Consider the following 19,834-nt stretch of genomic DNA (forward strand, 5'->3'; position numbering starts at 1 on the left):
ACCCAACCCGCGTAACTGTTCACTGTTAACTATTCACTATTAACTGGTTTCAACTGTGTCCCGCCTGCGTCGCAATCAGACTCATGTCCACGCCGATACGGGCAGCGGCGGCTTGCCAGGTTTGTTCGAAGGGGGTATCGAGAACCAGCTCACGGCTGGCCGGGGTGCTGAGCCAGGTGTTTTCCACCAGCTCCTGCTCCAGTTGACCGGCATCCCAGCCGGCATAGCCCAGGCAGATTAACGATTGCTCCGGCCCTTCGCCGATGGCAATGGCTTCCAGGATATCGCGGCTGGTGGTCAGCATCAGGCCATCGCTGAGCGGCACGCTGGATTGCCAATGAGTCGACGCCGCATGCAGGACAAACCCCGCCTCTTGCTGAATCGGTCCACCTGCCACCACCCGATGGCGCTCTGACGGAGGGACTTCAATCTCGATGTCCATGTCGCTGAGAATATCGCCCAGACTGATCTGCACCGGGCGATTGAGGGTCAGGCCCATGGCCCCCTCGCTGCTGTACTCGACGATATAGGTGACGGAATGTTCAAAGTTGGGGTCAGCCATCTGCGGCATGGCCACCAGCAACTGGTGTTTGAGGCTTGTGTTGTCCATGGGGACAGTATCCGGGGCAGGAGAGAGAGCTGCAAGCTTCAAGCTGCAACGCGAGATATGCCGATGGCTGCCGTTGATGCCATGCCCGCGTTCACCGGAAATGGTGCGCGGGCACTGGTTTAAGGCCGGCAACACCCCAATCCGCGCCTTGCCGCTTGTAGCTTGAGGCTTGCAGCTATTACTTCGAAGACACCCGCTGGTTCTTGTCGAACTTCCAGGTGCGGATGATTTCCAGCACATCCATGTTCTTGCGCATCTCCGCGGTGAAGGCATCGAAGGGCGCCGCGAGGCGTACGCTCTGGATGGCGGCCTGGTCCAGGAACTTGTGGCCGGAGGATTTCAGCAGGCGTACTTCCTTGAGCTGGCCATTCTTCTGGATCGCCACCACCAGTCGCACCGCACCGAAGGTATTGCTGTTCAGCGCCCGGGACGGGAAGTTGCGGGTGCCCATGGCCTCCACCTCGCGACGGAAATTGTCGATGTACTGGGCTTCGTAATGGGCCTTGGCAGAAACGGAAGTCAGGCGACGGATACGCGGGCGCTTGGCGTAGGCCTGTTTCTGGGCATCCAGACGGGCCTGCAGGCTGGCGATCTCGCGGCTCAGATCCTGCAGGTTCTCCTGCTTGGCGACCTTGAGCGGCTTGGGATCGGTTTTTTCCTGCTCCTCCGCCTTGATTTGGTGATCGCTGGTACGGGCGGTGGTGATAACCAGCAACTGGGACTGGCGGTCACGGCGCTCACGGGTGGTCTTTTCCTTGAGCTGCACCTTGTCCAGCTTGTTGTCGGCGAAATCCACCTGCTCGGTGGTGGTCAGCTCCTGCTTTTCGGCCAGGTCACCGGAACCCTGCTGGTTGCTCTGGGCGATAAAATCCGCCTCATCCGGCTCATCATCGCTGCGATGCTGGGACAGGGTGACTTCCAGAGTATGCGGGGCGGCACGCTGCTTCTCGGGGGCAAAGCTGACCCCGAAGATAAGAATGCCGTGGAACGCCAACGCCAGAAAGACCGTAAAGGTGAGGCGATCTGAAGCGCTGACGGGTGAATTGGCTGCCATGGTTTCTTCTTTTTGTTACTGCCTTAAAACGGCCGGAGAGTGTGCCCCGGACCGTACTCATCGTCTATGACGGCTGCCGCAACTCCAGCAACATGTCGAACAGCTGGCCGGCGATGTTGATGTCGAAGATCGCGTCCAGCTCACGGATGCAGGTGGGGCTGGTCACGTTGATCTCGGTGAGATAATCACCGATCACGTCCAGGCCCACAAAATACAGCCCCTTGCGCTTGAGGGTGGGGCCCACCTGCTCACAGATCCAGCGGTCGCGGTCGCTCAGCTCACGGCCCTGTCCGGTGCCTCCGGCGGCCAGATTGCCGCGCAGCTCGCCTTCCTTGGGGATCCGTGCCAGCGCATAGGGCACCGGCTCGCCGTTGATCATCAGGATGCGCTTGTCACCCTCGGTGATCTCCGGCACGAAGCGCTGGGCCATGATCGGCGTCTTGCCATGCTGGGTCAGCACCTCGATCACCACCGAAATATTCGGGCTGTCCTTGCGCACCCGGAAGATATTGCTGCCGCCCATGCCATCCAGCGGCTTCATCACAGTGTCACCGAACTCCTGTACAAAATCGCGCAGCAGCCCGGACTGGCTGGACACCAGGGTCGGCGCACAGCAGTGCGGGAAGTCGGTGGCGAACAGCTTTTCGTTACTGTCGCGGACACTGCCGGGCCGGTTCACCACCAGCACGCCTTCGCGCTCCACCTTTTCCAACAGGTAGGTGGCGTAGATGTACTCCGCATTGAACGGCGGGTCCTGGCGCATCAGGATAATATCCAGATCGGCCAGATCGTAATTCACGGCGTCGGCCAGACGGTACCAATCGTCGTTATTGTCGGTGACGGACAGTGTCCGGGTGGCCGCAAAGGTGCGACCATCTCGCACGTACAGATCTGCCGGCTCCATGTAGAGCAATGACCAGCCACGTCGTTGCGCTTCCAGCAGCATGGCGAAGGTGCTGTCTTTCCAGGGTTTGATTTTGGCGATGGGGTCCATCACCACACCAATACGCAAGCTCATGGAGTCTCCACAGACATCGGCAACAGGCCGGGCAATGTTAGCAGCGCTGACAGCCCACCGCTATGCAGGGATACGCGGGGCATTTTCTCAAGTTTCATAGGGTCTTATAGATTGATTGTAGAATCTGTGTTAAAAACTTCGCTTGGGCTTGTATCGCTACACACCCCGCCCATCGAATTACTAGAAAGGCCAAAAATTACAATAAGTTGCGGCCAACAACGGTTCACGGTTAAAGGCAGTTTCCATGACTGACAATTTCCAAGACCTCAAGGTAATGGTGATCGACGATTCCAAAACCATCCGTCGCACCGCTGAAACCTTGTTGAAGAAAGCAGGTTGTGAAGTGATCACCGCCACCGATGGCTTCGATGCCTTGGCCAAAATCGCCGACAGCAAACCCAATATCATCTTCGTCGACATCATGATGCCGCGACTTGACGGGTATCAGACCTGCGCCCTGATCAAGAACAACAGTGCCTTCAAGGCCACCCCGGTGATCATGCTGTCGTCCAAGGACGGCCTTTTCGACAAGGCCAAGGGGCGGATAGTGGGGTCCGACGAGTATCTGACCAAGCCGTTTTCCAAGGACGAGCTTCTCGGCGCGATTCGACAGCATATCAACGGTTAAGCGACAGCGTCGCTGAGCCAGAAGAGGATAAGATGGCACGTATTCTGATTGTGGATGACTCTCCCACCGAAACCTACAAGTTGCGGGAGATTCTCGAAAAGCACGGCCACGAGGTACTCGAGGCCGCCAACGGGGCCGATGGCGTCGCCATGGCCCGCTCCGAGCTGCCCGAACTGGTACTGATGGATGTGGTAATGCCTGGCCTTAACGGCTTCCAGGCCACCCGCCAGCTCACCAAGGGCGCCGATACCGCGCACATTCCCATTGTCATCGTAACCACCAAGGATCAGGAAACCGACCGTGTCTGGGGCAAACGCCAGGGCGCCAAGGACTACCTGACCAAACCGGTGGACGAGGATGTGCTCCTGCAAACCGTCGAGCGCATGCTGGCCGACGGCTGATATTCGGAGCCCCTGATGAGCGCAACTGCTTCCGCCGCCTATATCCAACTGGCCGACTACAACCGTCGCTGCCGCGAGCAGGCCAAAGACCTGCCCATGCAGCAGGATGCGGTCAGCTACTGGAGCGGTGTGGGCTTTGTGATGGATGGCAAGAAATACGTGGCACCGCTGGATGAGGTTTCCGAAATCCTCTCGGTGCCGGCCTACACCCGCATTCCCGGCGCACGCAGCTGGATGAAGGGCGTGGCCAATGTCCGGGGCCGGCTGATGACCGTGATGGATCTCAGTGGCTTTCTGGAAAAGAGTTCGCCGGTCCAGGAAAAGCGCCGACGGTTGCTGGTACTGGACCAGGACGACCTCTACACCGGCATGACGGTGGACGAGGTACTGGGGATGCAACATTTCCCCATTGATGAATTTGTGGAATCACTGCCGGTCAGCGATGCCAGCGTCACACCTTTTGTGCGCGGCGCCTACCGGCGGGACGGGGAGTACTGGTCCGTGTTCAGCCTGACCCGGCTGGCAGAGGATCCGCGCTTTATGCAGGTCGCCCGCACCGGCTGAGCTGCATATAAGCATTTGGGGTACATAAGAAGAGCGAACGCCAGGCCAGGAGCCAGACTATGAAGTTCAATTCGGGAGCAATCTTTGACAAATTGCGGGGGGGCGCGGAAGGCAGCACGCTGAATATCGCGCTGTACATCGGCCTTGCCGTCTTTATCGTCCTGGCGGTGGTGAACTTCCTGCTCTCCGCGACCACGGCGAACCAGGCCCAGGAGAATATTACCCTGGCCTCTGAGATGCGGGTTATCTCCCAGCAGATCGCCAAAAACTCCCTGGAAGCCGCCGCCGGTAACGCCGACGCCTTCGAATTGCTGGCCAAATCCCAGCAGGGCTTTCAGTCCGCCTGGGATCAGGTAAAGGATGAACCGGTCGACAACGCCGAGGTGAAAGAACGCCTGGATAGTCTGTGGTCCGAAGTGAACAGCAATGCGGGCATCATCCTGCGCGGGGAAGACACGGTTCTGGATCTGCACGAAGTGGCAGACACCCTGGCCCAGACCATTCCTTCCCTGCAGGCTGAATATGAAGGCGTAGTGGACATTCTGGTTGCCACCGGCGCCGAGCCGGATCAGATCGCCTTTGCCCAACGCCAGTCCCTGCTGGCCGAACGGATCCTCAGCTCCATTTCCAAAGTGCTGGAAGGTGGTGACGGCGCGGTGATCGCGGCGGATGCCTTTGGTCGTGATGCCAGCCTGTTCGGCCGGGTCATGAACGGCATGATTGAAGGCGACGAAGCCATGGGCATTGACCAGGTCAACGACCCGGATGCCCTCGATTACCTGGCCGAGATTGCCGACCTGTTCGACGAATTCGTTAACCAGTCCGTGGATGAAATCCTGGAAACCGCTCCCGAACTGTTCCAGGTACGTAACGCGGCCGACACCATCTTCCGTCGTTCCCAGGATCTGCTGCAGGAATCCAGCAGCCTGAACAACCAGTTTGAAGGCTCCACCAACACCTTCTTCCCGTCGGTGACCCTGGGTGGCCTGTCTGCTGCCATCGCGGTGCTGCTGTTCTTCCTGATCATGGCCCAGCGTAACCGTCAGGCAGCAACGCTGAAGGACGAACTGGAAAGCGAGAACCAGCGTAACCAGGCGGCGATTCTGCGACTGCTCGACGAACTGGGCGACCTGGCGGACGGTGACCTGACCGTACAGGCGACGGTAACCGAGGACTTCACCGGTGCCATCGCTGACTCCATCAACTACTCCATTGACCAGCTGCGCAGCCTGGTACAGACGATCAACAACTCGGCGGTACAGGTGGCCTCCGCGGCCCAGGAAACCCAGTCCACGGCGATGCATCTGGCCGAAGCCTCCGAGCACCAGGCCCAGGAAATTGCCGGCGCTTCCGCCGCTGTGAACGAAATGGCAGTGTCCATTGACCAGGTATCCGCCAACGCCGCCGAATCGGCAGCGGTAGCGGAACGGGCGGTAGCCATCGCCAACAAGGGCGCCGAAGTGGTACAGGCCACCATCCACGGCATGGACACCATTCGCGAACAGATCCAGGAAACCTCCAAGCGGATCAAGCGTCTGGGTGAATCCTCCCAGGAAATTGGCGACATCGTATCCCTGATTAACGACATTGCCGACCAGACCAACATCCTCGCCTTGAACGCCGCCATTCAGGCGTCCATGGCCGGTGAAGCGGGCCGCGGCTTCGCGGTGGTAGCGGATGAAGTACAGCGCCTGGCGGAACGTTCCGCCGCCGCGACCAAACAGATTGAAACCCTGGTTAAGACCATTCAGACCGATACCAACGAAGCGGTAATCTCCATGGAAGCCACCACCGCCGAGGTGGTAAAAGGGGCCCGCCTGGCGCAGGACGCTGGTGTGGCACTGGAAGAAATTGAGAACGTATCGAAAACCCTGGCGGACCTGATCCAGAACATTTCCAACGCGGCGCGCCAGCAGGCAGCGTCTGCGGGTCACATCTCCAACACCATGAACGTGATCCAGGAAATTACCTCGCAGACCTCCGCCGGTACCACCGCCACTGCGCGGTCCATTGGTAACCTGGCCGAGATGGCGCAGGAGATGCGTAACTCTGTTGCCGGCTTCCGCCTGCCGGAGCACTCCTGATCCGGCTCGCGCCGGCTAAAGGAGTGATGCTATGGGTGCTGCAGTGACAGACCGCTGGTCCATCAAAAGCACGCCCGCCATGGATGCGGAGCAGTTCCAGCTATGGCAGGCGTTGCTGGAAGAACGCACCGGCATGACCCTGTCCAACGAGCGCAAGACCTTCCTCGAAACCAGCTTGAGCATTCGCATGCGCGAGCTGGGCATCGAGGATTACGACACCTATTACGAACACCTGATGGTGGGCTCCACCGAATCCCGGGCCATGGAATGGTCGGTACTGGTAGACCGGCTCACCGTGCAGGAAACCAGTTTCTTCCGCCACCCGAGCTCCTATGCCCTGGTGGAGGAATTCGTACAGCGCTTCAAGGCCGAGCAGCCCGACGGCGCCAGCCTGGATGTGTGGAGCGTGGGGTGCTCCACCGGCGAGGAAGCCTATTCCCTCGCCATGATGATCAATGAGCAGCTCAACGGCGGCGACCGCAAACTGTTCTACGGCATCACCGCCACCGACATCAGCCTGCCCACCCTGGCCAAGGCCCGCAAAGGCGAATACCCGGCACGCCGGGTATTGCAGGTGGACCCGCTACTGCGGGAAAAATATTTTCAGCCCAGCGGCAATGAGCAGACCCTGGCCGTAGCGCCGGTATTGCGCGAGCGCATCTGCTTTGCCCGGCTCAACGTGCTGGATCTGAGCACCGCGCCAATGAACGACATGGATCTGATTTTCTGCCAGAACATGCTGATCTACTTCCGCCGCTGGCGGAAACGCCAGATCGTCAACCGGCTGGCGGAACGGCTCGCGCCCGGTGGCATTCTGGTGCTCGGCCCCGGGGAAGTGACCGACTGGCAACATCCGGATCTGGAACGCATACATTTCGCCGATACGCTGGCCTTCCGGCGCTGTCGATAAGCGCTGTAGATAATAAAAAACCTGCCCGCAGTGACGGCAGGTTTAAGTATGACAGGAGACGTCATGAGTGACCGTCACGACTATCTGGCTCTGGACTGGGTTCGCGGGGAGATCCAGGAAACCCTGAACCAGGCGCAGCAGGCACTGGAAGCGTTCGTGGATACCCCGGACGACGCCACCCGCATGCGCTTTTGCCAGGCCCATCTGCACCAGGTGTATGGCACCCTGCAAATGGTGGAGTTCTACGGTGCTGCTCTGCTCGCCGAGGAAATGGAAAAGCTGGCCCAGGCCCTGCTGGAAGGCCGGGTAGGCAATGTGGCCGACGGCCAGGAAACCCTGATGCGGGCCATCCTGCAGCTGCCCCCCTATCTGGACCGGGTGGCCAGCAACCGCCGCGACCTGCCGGTGGTGCTGCTGCCGCTGCTCAACGACCTGCGCGCCGCCCGTGGCGAACCGCTGCTGTCGGAAACCGCCCTGTTCAAACCGGATCTGACCGATGCCACCGGCCATGGCCAGATTCCTGAAGACCTGCTCCACGACCCGCGATTTATTCAGCTGGCCAAAAAAATTCGCCAGATGTTCCAGATTGCCCTGCTCGGCGTGCTGCGCAACGACAACATGGGGGAGAACCTGGGCTACATGGCCAAGGTCTTCACCAAACTGGAACAGATCACAGGCGATGCCCCCCGGGCTCCCCTGTGGAGCATCAGCAACGCTCTGGTGGAAGGGCTGTCGGAAGACGCCATTGTCCTGGGCACCTCGGTGAAGCTGATGCTCGGTCATGTGGACCGCAACCTGCGCGAACTGGTCAGCGATGGCGCCGACAGCCTGAACCGGCCGGCCCCCACCGAACTGATCAAGAACCTGCTTTATTACGTGGCCAAGGCCGAGGTGGACAGCCCGCGCATTCGCGATGTCAAAGCCCGATTCCGCCTGGACGATGCGCTGCCCTCCGATGACCTGGTCAACGCAGAACGGGCCCGCATGAGCGGCCCGGATGCCGAAGCCATGAATTCGGTAGTGAAAGCCCTGTCCGAGGAAATCACTACCGTCAAGGATGCCCTGGAAGCCTTCGTGCACAGTGGCGAAAACGACGCCAGCAAACTGCAGCCGCAGACAGTCACCCTGAAACAGGTGGCCGACACCGTGGCGGTACTGGGCCTCGGACAGCCGCGCACCCTGGTGGAAGAGCAGCTCCACGCGGTGGAAGATATTGTCGCCGGCAAACGCCCCGCCGAACGCGATACCCTGATGGATATCGCCGGCGCCCTGCTCTATGTGGAAGCCACCCTTGCGGGTATCAGCGGCGGTGACCGCCGCAGCAAGTCCTACGCCGGCGACCAGAGCGACATGCCTGGCCACGTGGGCCAGGCCATGGATGCGGTACTGCGCGAATGCCGTGCCGGCCTGGAAGAGGCCAAGGACGGCATCGTCGAGTTCATTGCTTCCCAGTGGAACCCGGAGCACCTGGGCCCAGTGCCAGAACGGCTCAATGCCGTGCGCGGCGGCCTGGAGGTCATCCAGCTCAGCAAGCCTGCCGTCATTCTGCGTCAGTGCGTGCTCTTCATTCAGGAAAAGCTGCTTGACGCCGACCAGCCGAAACCGGACTGGCGCAGCATGGATACCCTGGCCGATGCCATCACCTCGGTGGAATACTATCTGGAACGTCTCAGCGACGATCCGGAAACCACCGACGATATCCTGCAACTGGCCCGTGCCAGTGTGGACGCTCTCGGCTACCCGCTGGATCAGGGCAGTGATTTCGGCGATGACCAGTTCGACGTGGAACGCATAGAGCTGGACGCAGAGGCCCGGACCGACAGCCACACGGTCGACGAGCCCGACTCTTTGCATGCCCAGCCCGATGCCGATGACAGCACCGACGGCGACGATCTGCACGAAGATTTCTCTCTGGAAGAGGCCTTCGACGACAGCACCGATGCCCCACAGGACAACGCAGACGAAGACGATCGCACCCTCGAAATTACCGGCCTGGCCCCCACTGAACAGGAAGCACAGTCCGCTTCGCAGGAACCCGACGCCGAGCCACAACCGGTCGCCGAGAGTCCCTCTGACGATGATGACGATCTGATTGATGACGAAATCATCGAGATCTTCCAGGAAGAAATCGGCGAAGTCCTGGACGCGCTGGATCAATACTTCCCGCGCTGGGCCGCCAACACCAGCGATGAAGAATCCCTGGTGGAATTCCGCCGCGCCTTCCACACACTGAAAGGCTCCGGTCGCATGGTCGGTGCCAGCACCGTGGGCGAGCTGGGCTGGTCCGTGGAAAACATGCTCAACCGGGTCATTGACCGCAGCATTGAACCGACCGCGGTGCTGATTGCACTGGTACAGGAAGTCCGCAATCGGGTTCCCGCCCTGGTGGATGCCTTTACCCTGCGACAGCCGGATCCATTCGATGTGCAACCGCTGGCCGACGCCGCTGACACCCTGGCCGCGGGCGGCCAGATTGATCAGGTGCCGACCATCACTGGCACCGAGAGCAGCAGCGCTGACAACCACAGCGACGTTGCTGCACCGGGCGATGACACACAAAGCGACGACACGCTGGAAATCACCCTGCCCGCCGACAGCGACGCGTTCGCGGAAAGCCGCACTGACAATGACGACAGCCTGTCCGTGGAAGACCTGGCTGCCTTCAACGATGCCTCCGACGACAGCGACGCCCACCTTGCCTGGGAAGACAGCGACGATGTCGATGATGGCGTCATCGAATTCAGTCTGCCTGATGAAGAAGCTCCCGAGCCGGCCAGTGAAACCGCGTCAGCAGACAGCGAGAACGAGAGCGCCGACAACGGTATCGACAGCCTCGCTGACATCCCCGACATGAGCGACGGCGACGACGCGACAGCGGATGCCGACAGCGACGAGGGACCCGACCCGGTGCTGCTGGAGATCTTCGCCAGCGAAGCCCGTCGCAACCTGGCACTGATTGATGAGTGGCTGGACACCGTCGACCCGGATCTCTCCGAACACACCCTGGACGATAGCGTCCACCGCGCCCTGCACACCCTCAAGGGCAGTGCCCGCATGGCGGAAATCGAAGCGGTGGCGGAAGTGGCGGAACCGGCTGAAAAACTGGTCCGCGACCTGATCAGCAGCAACCGCCGGATAACCACACAGCAGGCCGGGCTGCTGCGGCAGGCTCATCGCCTGGTGCTCAACAACCTGGATCAGCTCGCTCAACCCCACCTGCCCGGCGCCGATGCCCTGATCGCCGCGCTACAGCAACACCGCGACGGGCTGGCCGAACAAAATGACGCCGGCCCGGATCCACACATCCTTTCCGTGTTCCTTTCCGAAGGCATGGACCTGATCGTGGACGCGGAGCAACTGCTGGACCAGTGGGCCCAGCATCCAGAACAGACCGAAGAGTTGGTGAAACTGCGCGACGAGCTGCAACTGCTTTCCAGCAGCGCTACCACCGCCGGTCTCAACGAAATTCACGCCCTGGCCGCGGCTCTGGCCGCCTGCTACAGCGCGGTGGAATCCGGCCGCCTGGCCTGCAGCGAGCAGATGCTGTCGCTGGCCGGCGAAGGCCAGGATGCCCTGGTCAACATGATGGACTGCCTGGCCGCCGGCCAGACCGTGCGCCCGGAACTGGGTCTGGTGGATTCCCTCCACGAACTGGCAGAAAACAGCGGTCCAGACGATGATGGCCCCGGCGGCAGTTCACCTCACTGGGACGATGCCTTCTCTGACAGCAGCACAGATTCCCCGGATGCGGATAGCGCCCCGGACACCAATAGCTGGGCCAGCAATGGTGAATATCAGGCCCACATGGATCCGGAACTGGTCAGCCTGTTCCTGGAAGAGGCCGAAGAGATTCTGGAATCCGCCAGCCATACCCTGGACCAGTGGGAACAGGGTGATGCCGGCAACGTGGATGGTCTACAGCGGGATCTTCATACCCTCAAGGGTGGCGCGCGCATGGCCGCCGTTGCACCGGTAGGCGACCTGGCCCACGAACTGGAAAATCTCTACGAAGCCTATAATGCCGGCCAGCAACAAACCGAGCCGGCCCTGTTTGTGCTGCTGCACCGTTGTCATGACCGGCTCGCCGACATGATTGACGCCCTGCGCGGCGGCAGAACCCCGGACGACGCCCCGGAACTGGTCAGCGCCATCCAGGCTTTCCTGCGCGGCGACCGCACGCCGGACACCAGTGCCTCCCTCGACAGTGAACCCCAGGCTCACGAAGCCGCTTCCGACTTTGCCGAAGACACCGGCAGCCCCGCGCCCGTTGCGGTTGAGGACGCGCCCGCCACTCCGGCGCCCCCTCAACCGGAGCGTGACCCGGAGCTGGTAGAAATCTTTCTGGAAGAAGCTGACGAGATTCTGGAATCTGCCGGCAGTAGCCTGGAGCAGTGGATCGGCGAGCAGGACAACCTGATCGAACTGCAATCCCTGCAGCGTGACCTGCACACCCTCAAGGGTGGCGCGCGCATGGCGGAAGTCAGCGAACTGGGCGATCTGGGCCACGAGCTGGAAACGCTTTATGAAGGCCTGGCGCAAAGCCGTCTGGCCATTGAACCGACCCTGTTCGATCTGTTGCATCGTTGCCACGACCAACTGGCCGAAATGGTAGAGGCACTCAAGGCCGGCCGGCCGCTGCCCCAGGGCGACACCCTGATCCAGGCGATCCACGGCTATGTGGCCGACCCGGCAGGATTCAGCCTGCCCGCTGTTGCGTCTGCTGCGCCAGCACCCGCAGAAGCTTCGCCAACGACGCCGACCAACCGGGAAGAACCGACGGCCACCAGCGAACAGCCGGACGAGGATTACAGCGACTGGGAATCGGACAGCGACCCGGAAATTCTGGAAATCTTCCTGGAAGAGTCCGATGAGCTGGCGGAAATCATCGATGCCTGCCTGACTTCCTGGAAAGACCACCCGGAAAGCACCGATTTCACCGATGACCTCAAACGCGCCCTGCATACCCTCAAGGGCGGCGCACGACTGGCCGGCCTGAAGCCGCTGGGCGACATCAGTCACGACTTCGAAACCTATCTGCTACAGCTGGAAAGGCGCCGCGAGGCGCCCACCCAGGAAGATTTCCAGCCCATGATCAACTGGTACGACCAGATTGTCCGGGGCATGGAATCAGTGGCCCGTAGCGCCCGCCGCCAGCCCGTCACCGCCCCGCAAGAGAGCGGCACGGCCATGGCACCGGCGGCCGAGAAGCCACAACCGCAACAGCCAAAACAGGATGACCGCCGCCAGCGTCAAAATCAGGCGCAACCCCAGGAAATGGTGCGGGTCGGGGCCGACGTTCTGGAAGCGCTGGTGAACCTGGCCGGGGAAACCTCCATCAACCGCGGCCGGGTAGAGCAGGGGATTTCCGAGTTCACCTTCAACGTGGAGGAAATGGGCAACACGGTACAGCGCCTCTACGAACAGCTGCGCCGTCTGGATTCAGAAACCGAAGCGCAGATCATGTCCAATTATCAGCAGGGCGTGGAACGGGGTGAAATCGACGAAGACTTCGATCCCCTGGAAATGGATCAATACTCCGAGCTGCATCAGATCACCAAGCAGCTGTCGGAATCCGCCTCGGATTTGCTGGATCTGAAGAACACCCTGCTGGACCGCACCAAGGACACCGAAACCCTGCTGCTGCAGCAATCGCGGATCAACACCGAGCTACAGGAAAAACTGATGCGCACCCGCATGGTGCCCTTCAGCCGCCTGGTACCGCGTCTGCGCCGTATCGTCCGGCAGATTTCCGGTGAAGTGGACAAACGGGTGGAATTCGATGTGCTCAACCCGGAAGGCGAACTGGACCGCTCCCTGATGGAACGGGTGGTCGCCCCGCTGGAGCACATGCTGCGTAACGCCGTGGATCACGGCATCGAAACCCGCGAAGGTCGCCAGAGCGCCGGCAAGAACGACTCCGGCCGCATCAACCTGGAACTGGGCCGCGAGGGCGGCGAGGTAGTGATTACCCTGTCCGACGATGGCAAGGGCATCGACACCGACGCCGTGCGCACGAAAGCCGTGGAGCGCGGCCTGATCGCCCCGGACGCGCAACTCTCCGAGCAGGAAATCCAGCAGTTCATCTTCCACGCCGGCTTCTCCACCGCCGCCGCTGTCACCCAGATTTCCGGCCGTGGCGTGGGCATGGACGTGGTGGCAAGCGAGATCAAGCAGATGGGCGGCTCGGTGACCATCGATTCGCACAAGGGGCAGGGCACCCGTTTCATCATCCGTCTGCCGTTCACCCTGGCCATGAACCGGGCCCTGATGGTGAAGGCGGCGGAAGATACCTACGCCATCCCGCTTAACCAGATCGAAGGTATCGTGCGTATCAGCCCCTTCGAGCTGCAGCACTATTTCGAGGAAGACAACCCGGTCTACACCTATGTGGGCCAGGACTACGAACTGCAATACCTGGGCAATTTCGTCCATGGCACCCGCAGCCCGCACCTGGAAAGCCACACCACTCCCATGCCGGTACTGCTGATCCGCAGCACCGAACACACCGTGGCCATTGTGGTGGACAACCTGGTGGGTTCCCGGGAAGTGGTAGTGAAATCGGTAGGTCCGCAGCTGGCATCGGTGGCCGGCATCAGCGGCGCCACCATCCTCGGGGATGGCTCCGTGGTGATCATTCTCGATATCCACTCGCTGATCCGTGCCGCCCACGTGCAGGTGCCGGCCATGGGTGTCGCAGACATTCCTGTACTGCCCCAGGAACCAGTACCGGAAGACGAAGAGATCGACACCAAGCGCGACACGCCGCTGGTCATGGTCACCGATGACTCGGTCACCGTGCGCAAGGTGACCACCCGCCTGCTGGAGCGCAATGGCTACGAAGTGGTCACCGCCAAGGACGGTATGGACGCCATCGCCAAGCTGGAAGATATCCGCCCGGATGTGATGCTGCTGGATATCGAGATGCCACGTATGGACGGTTTTGAAGTGGCCACCCATGTGCGCCACGACAGCCGCCTGCAGGACGTGCCGATCATCATGATTACCTCGCGCACCGGCGAAAAACACCGCGAACGGGCCTTCGATATCGGCGTGAACTGTTACATGGGCAAGCCGTTCCAGGAGAACGAACTGCTCTCCACCATTCGTGAACTGCTGGGCGAGTTGCAGGAAACGGGTAACGAATGACCGCACCGGGCCGGGTCGGCGTGATCGCCGACAGCACATTGCAGGGCCACCTGCTGTCCAGCGCAGTGAAGAGTCAGGGCTACCAGGTGGTCGTCAACACCGACCCGGAAGCCCTGGAAAAACGCTGGCTGGAAGATGGTGCTCTGGATCTGTGGGTGGTAGACCTGTCCAGCGAGGATCGCTGGCAGGCTTTTCTGGATAACCTGCTGGAAGACGCCGCCGCCCCTATTTTGTTCTGTGATGGTCAGGCCCCGGCGCGTACCGATGCCCGTTACCCGAAATGGGAGCGACGGCTGGTGACCAAGCTGGTGGATTACATCGGCAAGCCGGCCGTAGAAGAGCGGCTGGAAGTGATTCCCCAGCGCCCGCCACAGGTAAAAATCCCCACCCCGCGGGAATTCGAAACCATTCGCCCCGGCGACCGCCCCGAACGGGTCTGGGTACTGGGGGCCAGCCTGGGCGGTCCGGCAGCGGTAAAACTGTTTCTCGACTGCCTGCCGGCCAATCTGCCGGTGGCCTTTGTACTGGCACAGCATATCGATGACAGTTTCCTGGACACCCTGTGCGGCGTGCTGGGTCGTGACAACAACATTCATTGCAGGGTGGGTGTCGACGGTAGCGCCCTGCGTCATGGTGAACTGGCCATCGCGCCGGTGGAATACGCGGTGAAATTTCGCCACGACGGTCGTATCCAGTCCACCGGCCAGCCCTGGGAAGGGCCCTATGCACCGTCCATTGATCAGGTGATACAACATGTGGGCGAGGGCTTCGGCAACGCCTGCGGCGCTATCCTGTTTTCCGGCATGGGCAATGACGGCGCCATCGCCGCCCCCCGGCTGGCGGCCAGTGGCTGCCCCGTGTGGGCACAGAGCGCCGATACCTGCGCCGTCAGCAGCCAGCCCGATTCTACCCGTGAGACGGGCTGCGTCAGTTACAGCGGCTCTCCGGAACAGCTTGCACGACAGCTGGTGGAACGGTTAAGAAGAGAATTAAAAGCAGAAGTAAAGAAGCCGGGTGCCTGACACGGGTTACTGCATACTCCGGCTTACACTTTGAGGTTTACTATGAGCAGCTTGCCATCCGACATCTCCAGCCTGCTGATCCCCATGCAGGGGCGCCCCTGGCTGATCCCCAACATCGTGGTCGCCGAAATCATCCCCCTGCGCCAACCGGACCGACCCGGTCATGGCCCTGAATGGCTGCTGGGCTGGCTGAGCTGGCGGGACCAGAATATTCCGCTGCTGTCCTTTGAGAAGCTCAACGAGTCCGGGCAGATCACCATTGGCCAGGATGCCCGCATCGCGGTACTCAATACCGTGGCTGGAAAAAGCACTTTCTATGCCGTGATCGTGCAGGGGATCCCGCGGATGATGAAAGTGGCCAAGAACGATCCGGTGGAAGAACCGGTGGACACCGGCCCGGCGGAAACCATGTACATCCAGGTGGGTGGCGACCTGGCGGTAATTCCCGATCTGGATGCCATTGAAGGCGCCGTGGCAGGACTACGGGACGGCGCATGATCGACCGGGAACGGCTGGCCGCTCTGGCAGCAGAACACCCTGCCCGCGCCGGGGTGTATCGCAATCGTTTCCCTACCCCCCGTCATGGCCTGGGTGCCTTCCTGCGCTGGCAATGGGACACCCGTGGCCAGTTTCCGCGCCATCAGCCTTTCCCGCTGCAGCAGCCGGACCCGCAGCGCCTGGCTAACCCGGGACCGCAACCGCAATTGACCTGGATCGGCCATTCCACCTTCCTGTTTCAGCACCGCGGCTGGAACCTGATTACCGATCCGGTCTTTTCCGAGCGCTGTTCGCCGCTGTCCTTTGCCGGCCCGAAACGGGCGGTACCGCCCGCTCTTACCGTCGATGACCTGCCGCCGATCAATGCCGTGCTGGTCTCCCACAACCACTACGACCATCTGGATCGAGCGTCGGTGAAACAGCTCCAAGCCCGCTTTGGTCGCGAGATACTCTGGTTCGTTCCCACCGGCGTGGCTTCCTGGCTACGTAATCTGGGCGTGGAGCGCATTATTGAACTGGGCTGGTGGCAAAGCGAATACCACGGCCAGGTGGAAGCCTTCTGCCTGCCCGCCCAGCATTTCAGTGGCCGTGGCCCCGGCGACCATAACCAGACGCTGTGGTGTAGCTGGCGACTGAACTTCCCGGATTTCAGTCTCTATTTCGCCGGCGATACCGGTTATGCCCCGCTTTTTACTGAAATTGGCGACATTTTCGGCCCCGTGGACCTGGCCTTGTTACCCATCGGCGCCTATGAACCCCGCTGGTTTATGTCCCCGGTTCACATAAACCCGGCAGAAGCGGTTACAATTCACCAGGACATTCGCGCCCGCCAGTCGGTCGCCATGCACTGGGGCACCTTTGTGCTCACCGACGAGCCCATGGACGCGCCACCCCGGGCTCTGGCCCAGGCGTTGCAAGAACAACAGATCGATTCCAAGACATTTCGGGTCCCGCAGCATGGCGAGACCCTGACAATTGAATTGCCATCATGAGTAAACCATATCAAGGCCGCCGCCTGTGGTTGGTGGTCCGTCTGCTTGCCTGGCTTCCACTGCCGCTAGTCACCGCCTTCGGGGCGTTTTTTGCCACCCTGATCACGCTGGTGCCACTGCGCTATGCCAGTGCCTACCGGGTGGTGCTGATCAATCTGCTGGCCACCCACCCGGCCATGAGCCTGGCGGACGCCAAACGTATCGGCCGCCAGAGCATGGCCGAACTGGGCCGGACCCTCACCGAATTCAGCCATGTCTGGCATCGCCCGGTGGAACAAACCCTGGCCCGGATCACCCATATCCACGGCGAGCAAGCCTTTCTGGATGCCTGCGCCTGCGAGCGACCGGTACTCATGCTGTCCTTACACCAGGGTAGCTGGGAAATCAGTAACCTCTATGTGGGCGACAAGGGCGACCGCGACAAGACCCTGATCATGTACCAGCCCCATCCGGCCACCCTGATGGATGCCATGGTCAAGGCAGCCCGGGAGCGCACCGGCTCGGTACTGATTCCCACCAACAGCCAGGGGGTCAAAAAGGCGCTGGCGGCCATGAAAGCCGGCGGCACCCTGGGCATTCTTTCCGACCACAACCCGGGTAACCGCAGCAATCCCTGCGTGCCTTTTTTCGGCTACGATGTGCCCACCCCGGCACTGATCGACAAGCTGGTGCAGCGCTACCGCCCCCATGTGTTCATCGTATCCTGCATCCGTGGCCAGGGCGGCGTGAAAGACATCCATCTCCACTTCGATCCAGCCCCGGAGATCGAACAGGCCAGCGACTGCACCGAGATTCTCACCGCCATGAACACCGGCCTGCAGCACTGTATCGACCGCAACCTGGCCCAGTATCAGTGGACCTACAAACGCTTCAAATGGGGCCCCAAGGGGCGGCGGCGCTGGTATCGGCAATCCCGCGACCTGCTGGCGCGGATCGCCCAGGGCGAAGACCGTAAAACCCTGGGCCTGCACCCGGACACTGACCCGGATCAGTGAATACCCGTTAAGCCCTGGTTATTCTTTATCCGGGATACTTCGGTTAATGAGCGGGAGCGCACCATGACTACAAGACCGGCAAGCTGGCACGCATTACACAAAGGGCTTCACTGGCTGGTGGTCTTGTTGCTGGTGATGGTCTGGGGCGCCGTGGAACTCCATGAGTTCTACGAAAAGAGTGACCCCATGCGCGAATGGTGGAAAATGCTGCATTTTTCACTGGGGCTCACCACGCTGGTTATCATCCTGATCCGGCTTTATGGCCGCGCCCTGTACCCACGCCCGACACCCATTGGCGCCGCCTGGCAGCATCAGTTATCCCGTCTTGTTCATGGACTGCTGTATGGGGTGCTTCTCGCCATGCCCCTCAGCGGCTTTGCCATGCGCCAGTTTGCCGGCAAGACCATAGAGATCTTTGGCATTGTCAGCATGCCCCAACTGGCGGCGATCAATACCGACCTGGCCAAGCAAATCGCCTTCATTCACAAGGAGGTGCTGTGGACCACGCTGCTGACCCTGATCGCCATCCATGTGGCAGGCGCCCTGTGGCACCATTTCATCGACAGGGACGCCACCCTGAAACGCATGCTCCCCGGCAAACACAACCACTGAGATAATTGCCCGGCGGCGATGAAGGCGCCACAATTGCCCACCATCCCGATCGCCTGACAACCGGAGCCTGCATGACCATCGAAAACGACAAGGTCGTTACCCTGCATTACAGCCTGTTCAACGCCGACGACGGCAGCGAAATTGAAAACTCCCGGGAAACCGGCGAGCCCATGGCGTACCTGCACGGCTACAACAACATCATCAAGGGCCTGGAAGCCGCCCTTACCGGCAAGGCCGTCGGTGACGAGGTGGACGTGACCGTGAGCCCGGCAGACGCCTACGGCGAATACGACAACACCCTGTTCCAGCGCATCTCCCGCAAGTACCTGAAACACGCCGGCAAGCTGGCCCCCGGCAAGGTCGTCACCGTCTCCACCGACGAAGGCCCGCGCATGCTCACCGTGCTCAAGGTAGGCCTGAAAACCGTGGACGTGGACGCCAACCACCCCCTGGCTGGAAAATCCCTGCGTTTTGTAGTGGAAATTACGGATATTCGTGATGCCAGCGAAGAAGAAAAAGCGCACAAGCACGCCCACGGCGTTGGCGGGCATCAGCACTGATTCAGCGACAAGCCGCAAGCTTCAAGCTGCAACGCGGGATGAACTTTCCCGCTTTGGCACGCTTACGCCCGCGCCTTTACCGTTAATCGCGGGCAAGGCCATGCAAAACCATGGAACTGCAACCGCGTTGTAGCTTGAAGCTTGCAGCTCCCTGATTTTCAGCCTTTTCCTACCGACTAACCTGTCACCAACGTGCTATCTTAGTTGATCAAAATAATGCACACGCTACAGGGGCACAGGAATGGATCTGCCAGAATACAGCTACTGGATTATCGCCGGGCTTGCCTTTGTGATCGCCGAATTTGCCGTCTCCGGACTGGTGGTGATCTTCTTCGGGATCGCCGCTTTGCTGGTAGGCAGCCTCAAGTTTCTCGGACTGCTGGATGACACCGCCTGGGAACTGACCCTGTTCGCTCTTACCAGCCTGTTATTGCTGGTATTTGTCCGTCGCGTGATCAACGACAAGCTGATGGGCAGTGAGCGGCCCCGCGGTGAGGGCGAGGCAGACAGTGCCGGCCTGGTCGGTGGTCGCGCCACCGTGGCAGACGCCTTCAGCAACGGCGTGGGCACCGTTTCCTACCGGGGCGCCCGCTGGCAGGCACAGTGCGCCCAGCCCCTGCATCCCGGCGATATGGTTCGCATCACCCAGCACGACGGCCTCTGGCTCACCGTAGAGCCCTGGATGCCAGGGCCGCAGACGCCGGCGGAATGACGCCTATCGCCACCCCGTTTTCATCTCA

Annotated in this window: 16 protein-coding genes; 13 read left to right on the forward strand and 3 right to left on the reverse strand. The window is 61.0% G+C overall.

Going from position 1 to position 19,834, the window contains the following annotated elements; translation table 11 throughout:
• Window positions 1–49: 49 nt before the first annotated feature.
• From Q0Y02_RS09945 to gshB, 3 genes are all read right to left on the reverse strand, one after another.
• Complete coding sequence (locus tag Q0Y02_RS09945) at window positions 50–610, reverse strand: YqgE/AlgH family protein (RefSeq protein ID WP_297767455.1); 561 nt, start codon at window positions 608–610, stop codon at window positions 50–52.
• Window positions 611–788: 178 nt separating this feature from the next.
• Window positions 789–1,664, reverse strand: coding sequence for a TonB family protein (locus Q0Y02_RS09950; protein ID WP_297767458.1), 876 nt, complete (start codon window positions 1,662–1,664; stop codon window positions 789–791).
• A gap of 64 nt (window positions 1,665–1,728) precedes the next feature.
• Complete coding sequence (gshB, locus tag Q0Y02_RS09955) at window positions 1,729–2,682, reverse strand: glutathione synthase (RefSeq protein ID WP_297767461.1); 954 nt, start codon at window positions 2,680–2,682, stop codon at window positions 1,729–1,731.
• A 244-nt stretch (window positions 2,683–2,926) separates the two neighbouring features.
• Here gshB and pilG point away from each other — a divergent pair, with 244 nt between their 5' ends.
• From pilG to Q0Y02_RS10020, 13 genes are all read left to right on the forward strand, one after another.
• The gene (gene pilG, locus Q0Y02_RS09960) at window positions 2,927–3,310 is read left to right on the forward strand and encodes a twitching motility response regulator PilG (protein WP_007148837.1); all 384 of its coding nucleotides are present in this window, start codon (window positions 2,927–2,929) and stop codon (window positions 3,308–3,310) included.
• Window positions 3,311–3,342: 32 nt separating this feature from the next.
• Window positions 3,343–3,711, forward strand: a complete 369-nt coding sequence (gene pilH / locus Q0Y02_RS09965) for a twitching motility response regulator PilH (RefSeq protein ID WP_035245814.1) — start codon at window positions 3,343–3,345, stop codon at window positions 3,709–3,711.
• Window positions 3,712–3,726: 15 nt separating this feature from the next.
• Window positions 3,727–4,275, forward strand: a complete 549-nt coding sequence (locus Q0Y02_RS09970) for a chemotaxis protein CheW (protein ID WP_290511741.1) — start codon at window positions 3,727–3,729, stop codon at window positions 4,273–4,275.
• 59 nt (window positions 4,276–4,334) lie between these two features.
• Window positions 4,335–6,359, forward strand: coding sequence for a methyl-accepting chemotaxis protein (locus Q0Y02_RS09975; protein WP_297767468.1), 2,025 nt, complete (start codon window positions 4,335–4,337; stop codon window positions 6,357–6,359).
• A 31-nt stretch (window positions 6,360–6,390) separates the two neighbouring features.
• Window positions 6,391–7,269 (forward strand): protein-glutamate O-methyltransferase CheR, encoded by an 879-nt coding sequence (locus tag Q0Y02_RS09980; protein ID WP_297767471.1) that lies wholly within the window; start codon window positions 6,391–6,393, stop codon window positions 7,267–7,269.
• A 63-nt stretch (window positions 7,270–7,332) separates the two neighbouring features.
• Window positions 7,333–14,415 (forward strand): Hpt domain-containing protein, encoded by a 7,083-nt coding sequence (locus Q0Y02_RS09985; RefSeq protein ID WP_297767475.1) that lies wholly within the window; start codon window positions 7,333–7,335, stop codon window positions 14,413–14,415.
• Window positions 14,412–15,437, forward strand: coding sequence for a chemotaxis protein CheB (locus tag Q0Y02_RS09990; protein ID WP_297767476.1), 1,026 nt, complete (start codon window positions 14,412–14,414; stop codon window positions 15,435–15,437). Before Q0Y02_RS09985 ends, Q0Y02_RS09990 begins: the two co-directional genes overlap by 4 nt.
• 42 nt (window positions 15,438–15,479) lie before the next feature.
• Window positions 15,480–15,935, forward strand: a complete 456-nt coding sequence (locus Q0Y02_RS09995; protein ID WP_297767479.1) for a chemotaxis protein CheW — start codon at window positions 15,480–15,482, stop codon at window positions 15,933–15,935.
• Complete coding sequence (locus Q0Y02_RS10000; protein ID WP_297767482.1) at window positions 15,932–16,927, forward strand: MBL fold metallo-hydrolase; 996 nt, start codon at window positions 15,932–15,934, stop codon at window positions 16,925–16,927. Before Q0Y02_RS09995 ends, Q0Y02_RS10000 begins: the two co-directional genes overlap by 4 nt.
• A complete protein-coding gene (locus tag Q0Y02_RS10005) occupies window positions 16,924–17,922 on the forward strand; it encodes a lipid A biosynthesis acyltransferase (protein ID WP_297767484.1) in 999 nt (332 codons plus the stop codon). The genes Q0Y02_RS10000 and Q0Y02_RS10005 overlap by 4 nt, the downstream gene beginning before the upstream one ends.
• Window positions 17,923–17,985: 63 nt before the next feature.
• The gene (locus Q0Y02_RS10010) at window positions 17,986–18,534 is read left to right on the forward strand and encodes a cytochrome b (protein WP_297767487.1); all 549 of its coding nucleotides are present in this window, start codon (window positions 17,986–17,988) and stop codon (window positions 18,532–18,534) included.
• 71 nt (window positions 18,535–18,605) lie between these two features.
• Complete coding sequence (locus Q0Y02_RS10015) at window positions 18,606–19,094, forward strand: peptidylprolyl isomerase (RefSeq protein ID WP_297767490.1); 489 nt, start codon at window positions 18,606–18,608, stop codon at window positions 19,092–19,094.
• Between the two features lie 241 nt (window positions 19,095–19,335).
• Window positions 19,336–19,806, forward strand: coding sequence for an NfeD family protein (locus tag Q0Y02_RS10020; RefSeq protein ID WP_297767492.1), 471 nt, complete (start codon window positions 19,336–19,338; stop codon window positions 19,804–19,806).
• The last annotated feature ends 28 nt before the right edge of the window (window positions 19,807–19,834 follow it).

Origin of the sequence: uncultured Alcanivorax sp. (assembly GCF_947258575.1) — a bacterium.
Lineage (GTDB): Bacteria > Pseudomonadota > Gammaproteobacteria > Pseudomonadales > Alcanivoracaceae > Alcanivorax.

Coding starts and splice junctions, on each gene's coding strand:
- Q0Y02_RS09995 (WP_297767479.1), top strand. CDS start 15,480: ATGAGCAGCTTGCCATCCGACATCTCCAGCCTGCTGATCCCCATGCAG.
- Q0Y02_RS10020 (WP_297767492.1), top strand. CDS start 19,336: ATGGATCTGCCAGAATACAGCTACTGGATTATCGCCGGGCTTGCCTTT.
- Q0Y02_RS09975 (WP_297767468.1), top strand. CDS start 4,335: ATGAAGTTCAATTCGGGAGCAATCTTTGACAAATTGCGGGGGGGCGCG.
- Q0Y02_RS09990 (WP_297767476.1), top strand. CDS start 14,412: ATGACCGCACCGGGCCGGGTCGGCGTGATCGCCGACAGCACATTGCAG.
- Q0Y02_RS10005 (WP_297767484.1), top strand. CDS start 16,924: ATGAGTAAACCATATCAAGGCCGCCGCCTGTGGTTGGTGGTCCGTCTG.
- Q0Y02_RS09985 (WP_297767475.1), top strand. CDS start 7,333: ATGAGTGACCGTCACGACTATCTGGCTCTGGACTGGGTTCGCGGGGAG.
- Q0Y02_RS10010 (WP_297767487.1), top strand. CDS start 17,986: ATGACTACAAGACCGGCAAGCTGGCACGCATTACACAAAGGGCTTCAC.
- Q0Y02_RS09945 (WP_297767455.1), bottom strand. CDS start 610: ATGGACAACACAAGCCTCAAACACCAGTTGCTGGTGGCCATGCCGCAG.
- gshB (WP_297767461.1), bottom strand. CDS start 2,682: ATGAGCTTGCGTATTGGTGTGGTGATGGACCCCATCGCCAAAATCAAA.
- Q0Y02_RS09950 (WP_297767458.1), bottom strand. CDS start 1,664: ATGGCAGCCAATTCACCCGTCAGCGCTTCAGATCGCCTCACCTTTACG.
- pilG (WP_007148837.1), top strand. CDS start 2,927: ATGACTGACAATTTCCAAGACCTCAAGGTAATGGTGATCGACGATTCC.
- Q0Y02_RS09980 (WP_297767471.1), top strand. CDS start 6,391: ATGGGTGCTGCAGTGACAGACCGCTGGTCCATCAAAAGCACGCCCGCC.
- pilH (WP_035245814.1), top strand. CDS start 3,343: ATGGCACGTATTCTGATTGTGGATGACTCTCCCACCGAAACCTACAAG.
- Q0Y02_RS10015 (WP_297767490.1), top strand. CDS start 18,606: ATGACCATCGAAAACGACAAGGTCGTTACCCTGCATTACAGCCTGTTC.
- Q0Y02_RS09970 (WP_290511741.1), top strand. CDS start 3,727: ATGAGCGCAACTGCTTCCGCCGCCTATATCCAACTGGCCGACTACAAC.
- Q0Y02_RS10000 (WP_297767482.1), top strand. CDS start 15,932: ATGATCGACCGGGAACGGCTGGCCGCTCTGGCAGCAGAACACCCTGCC.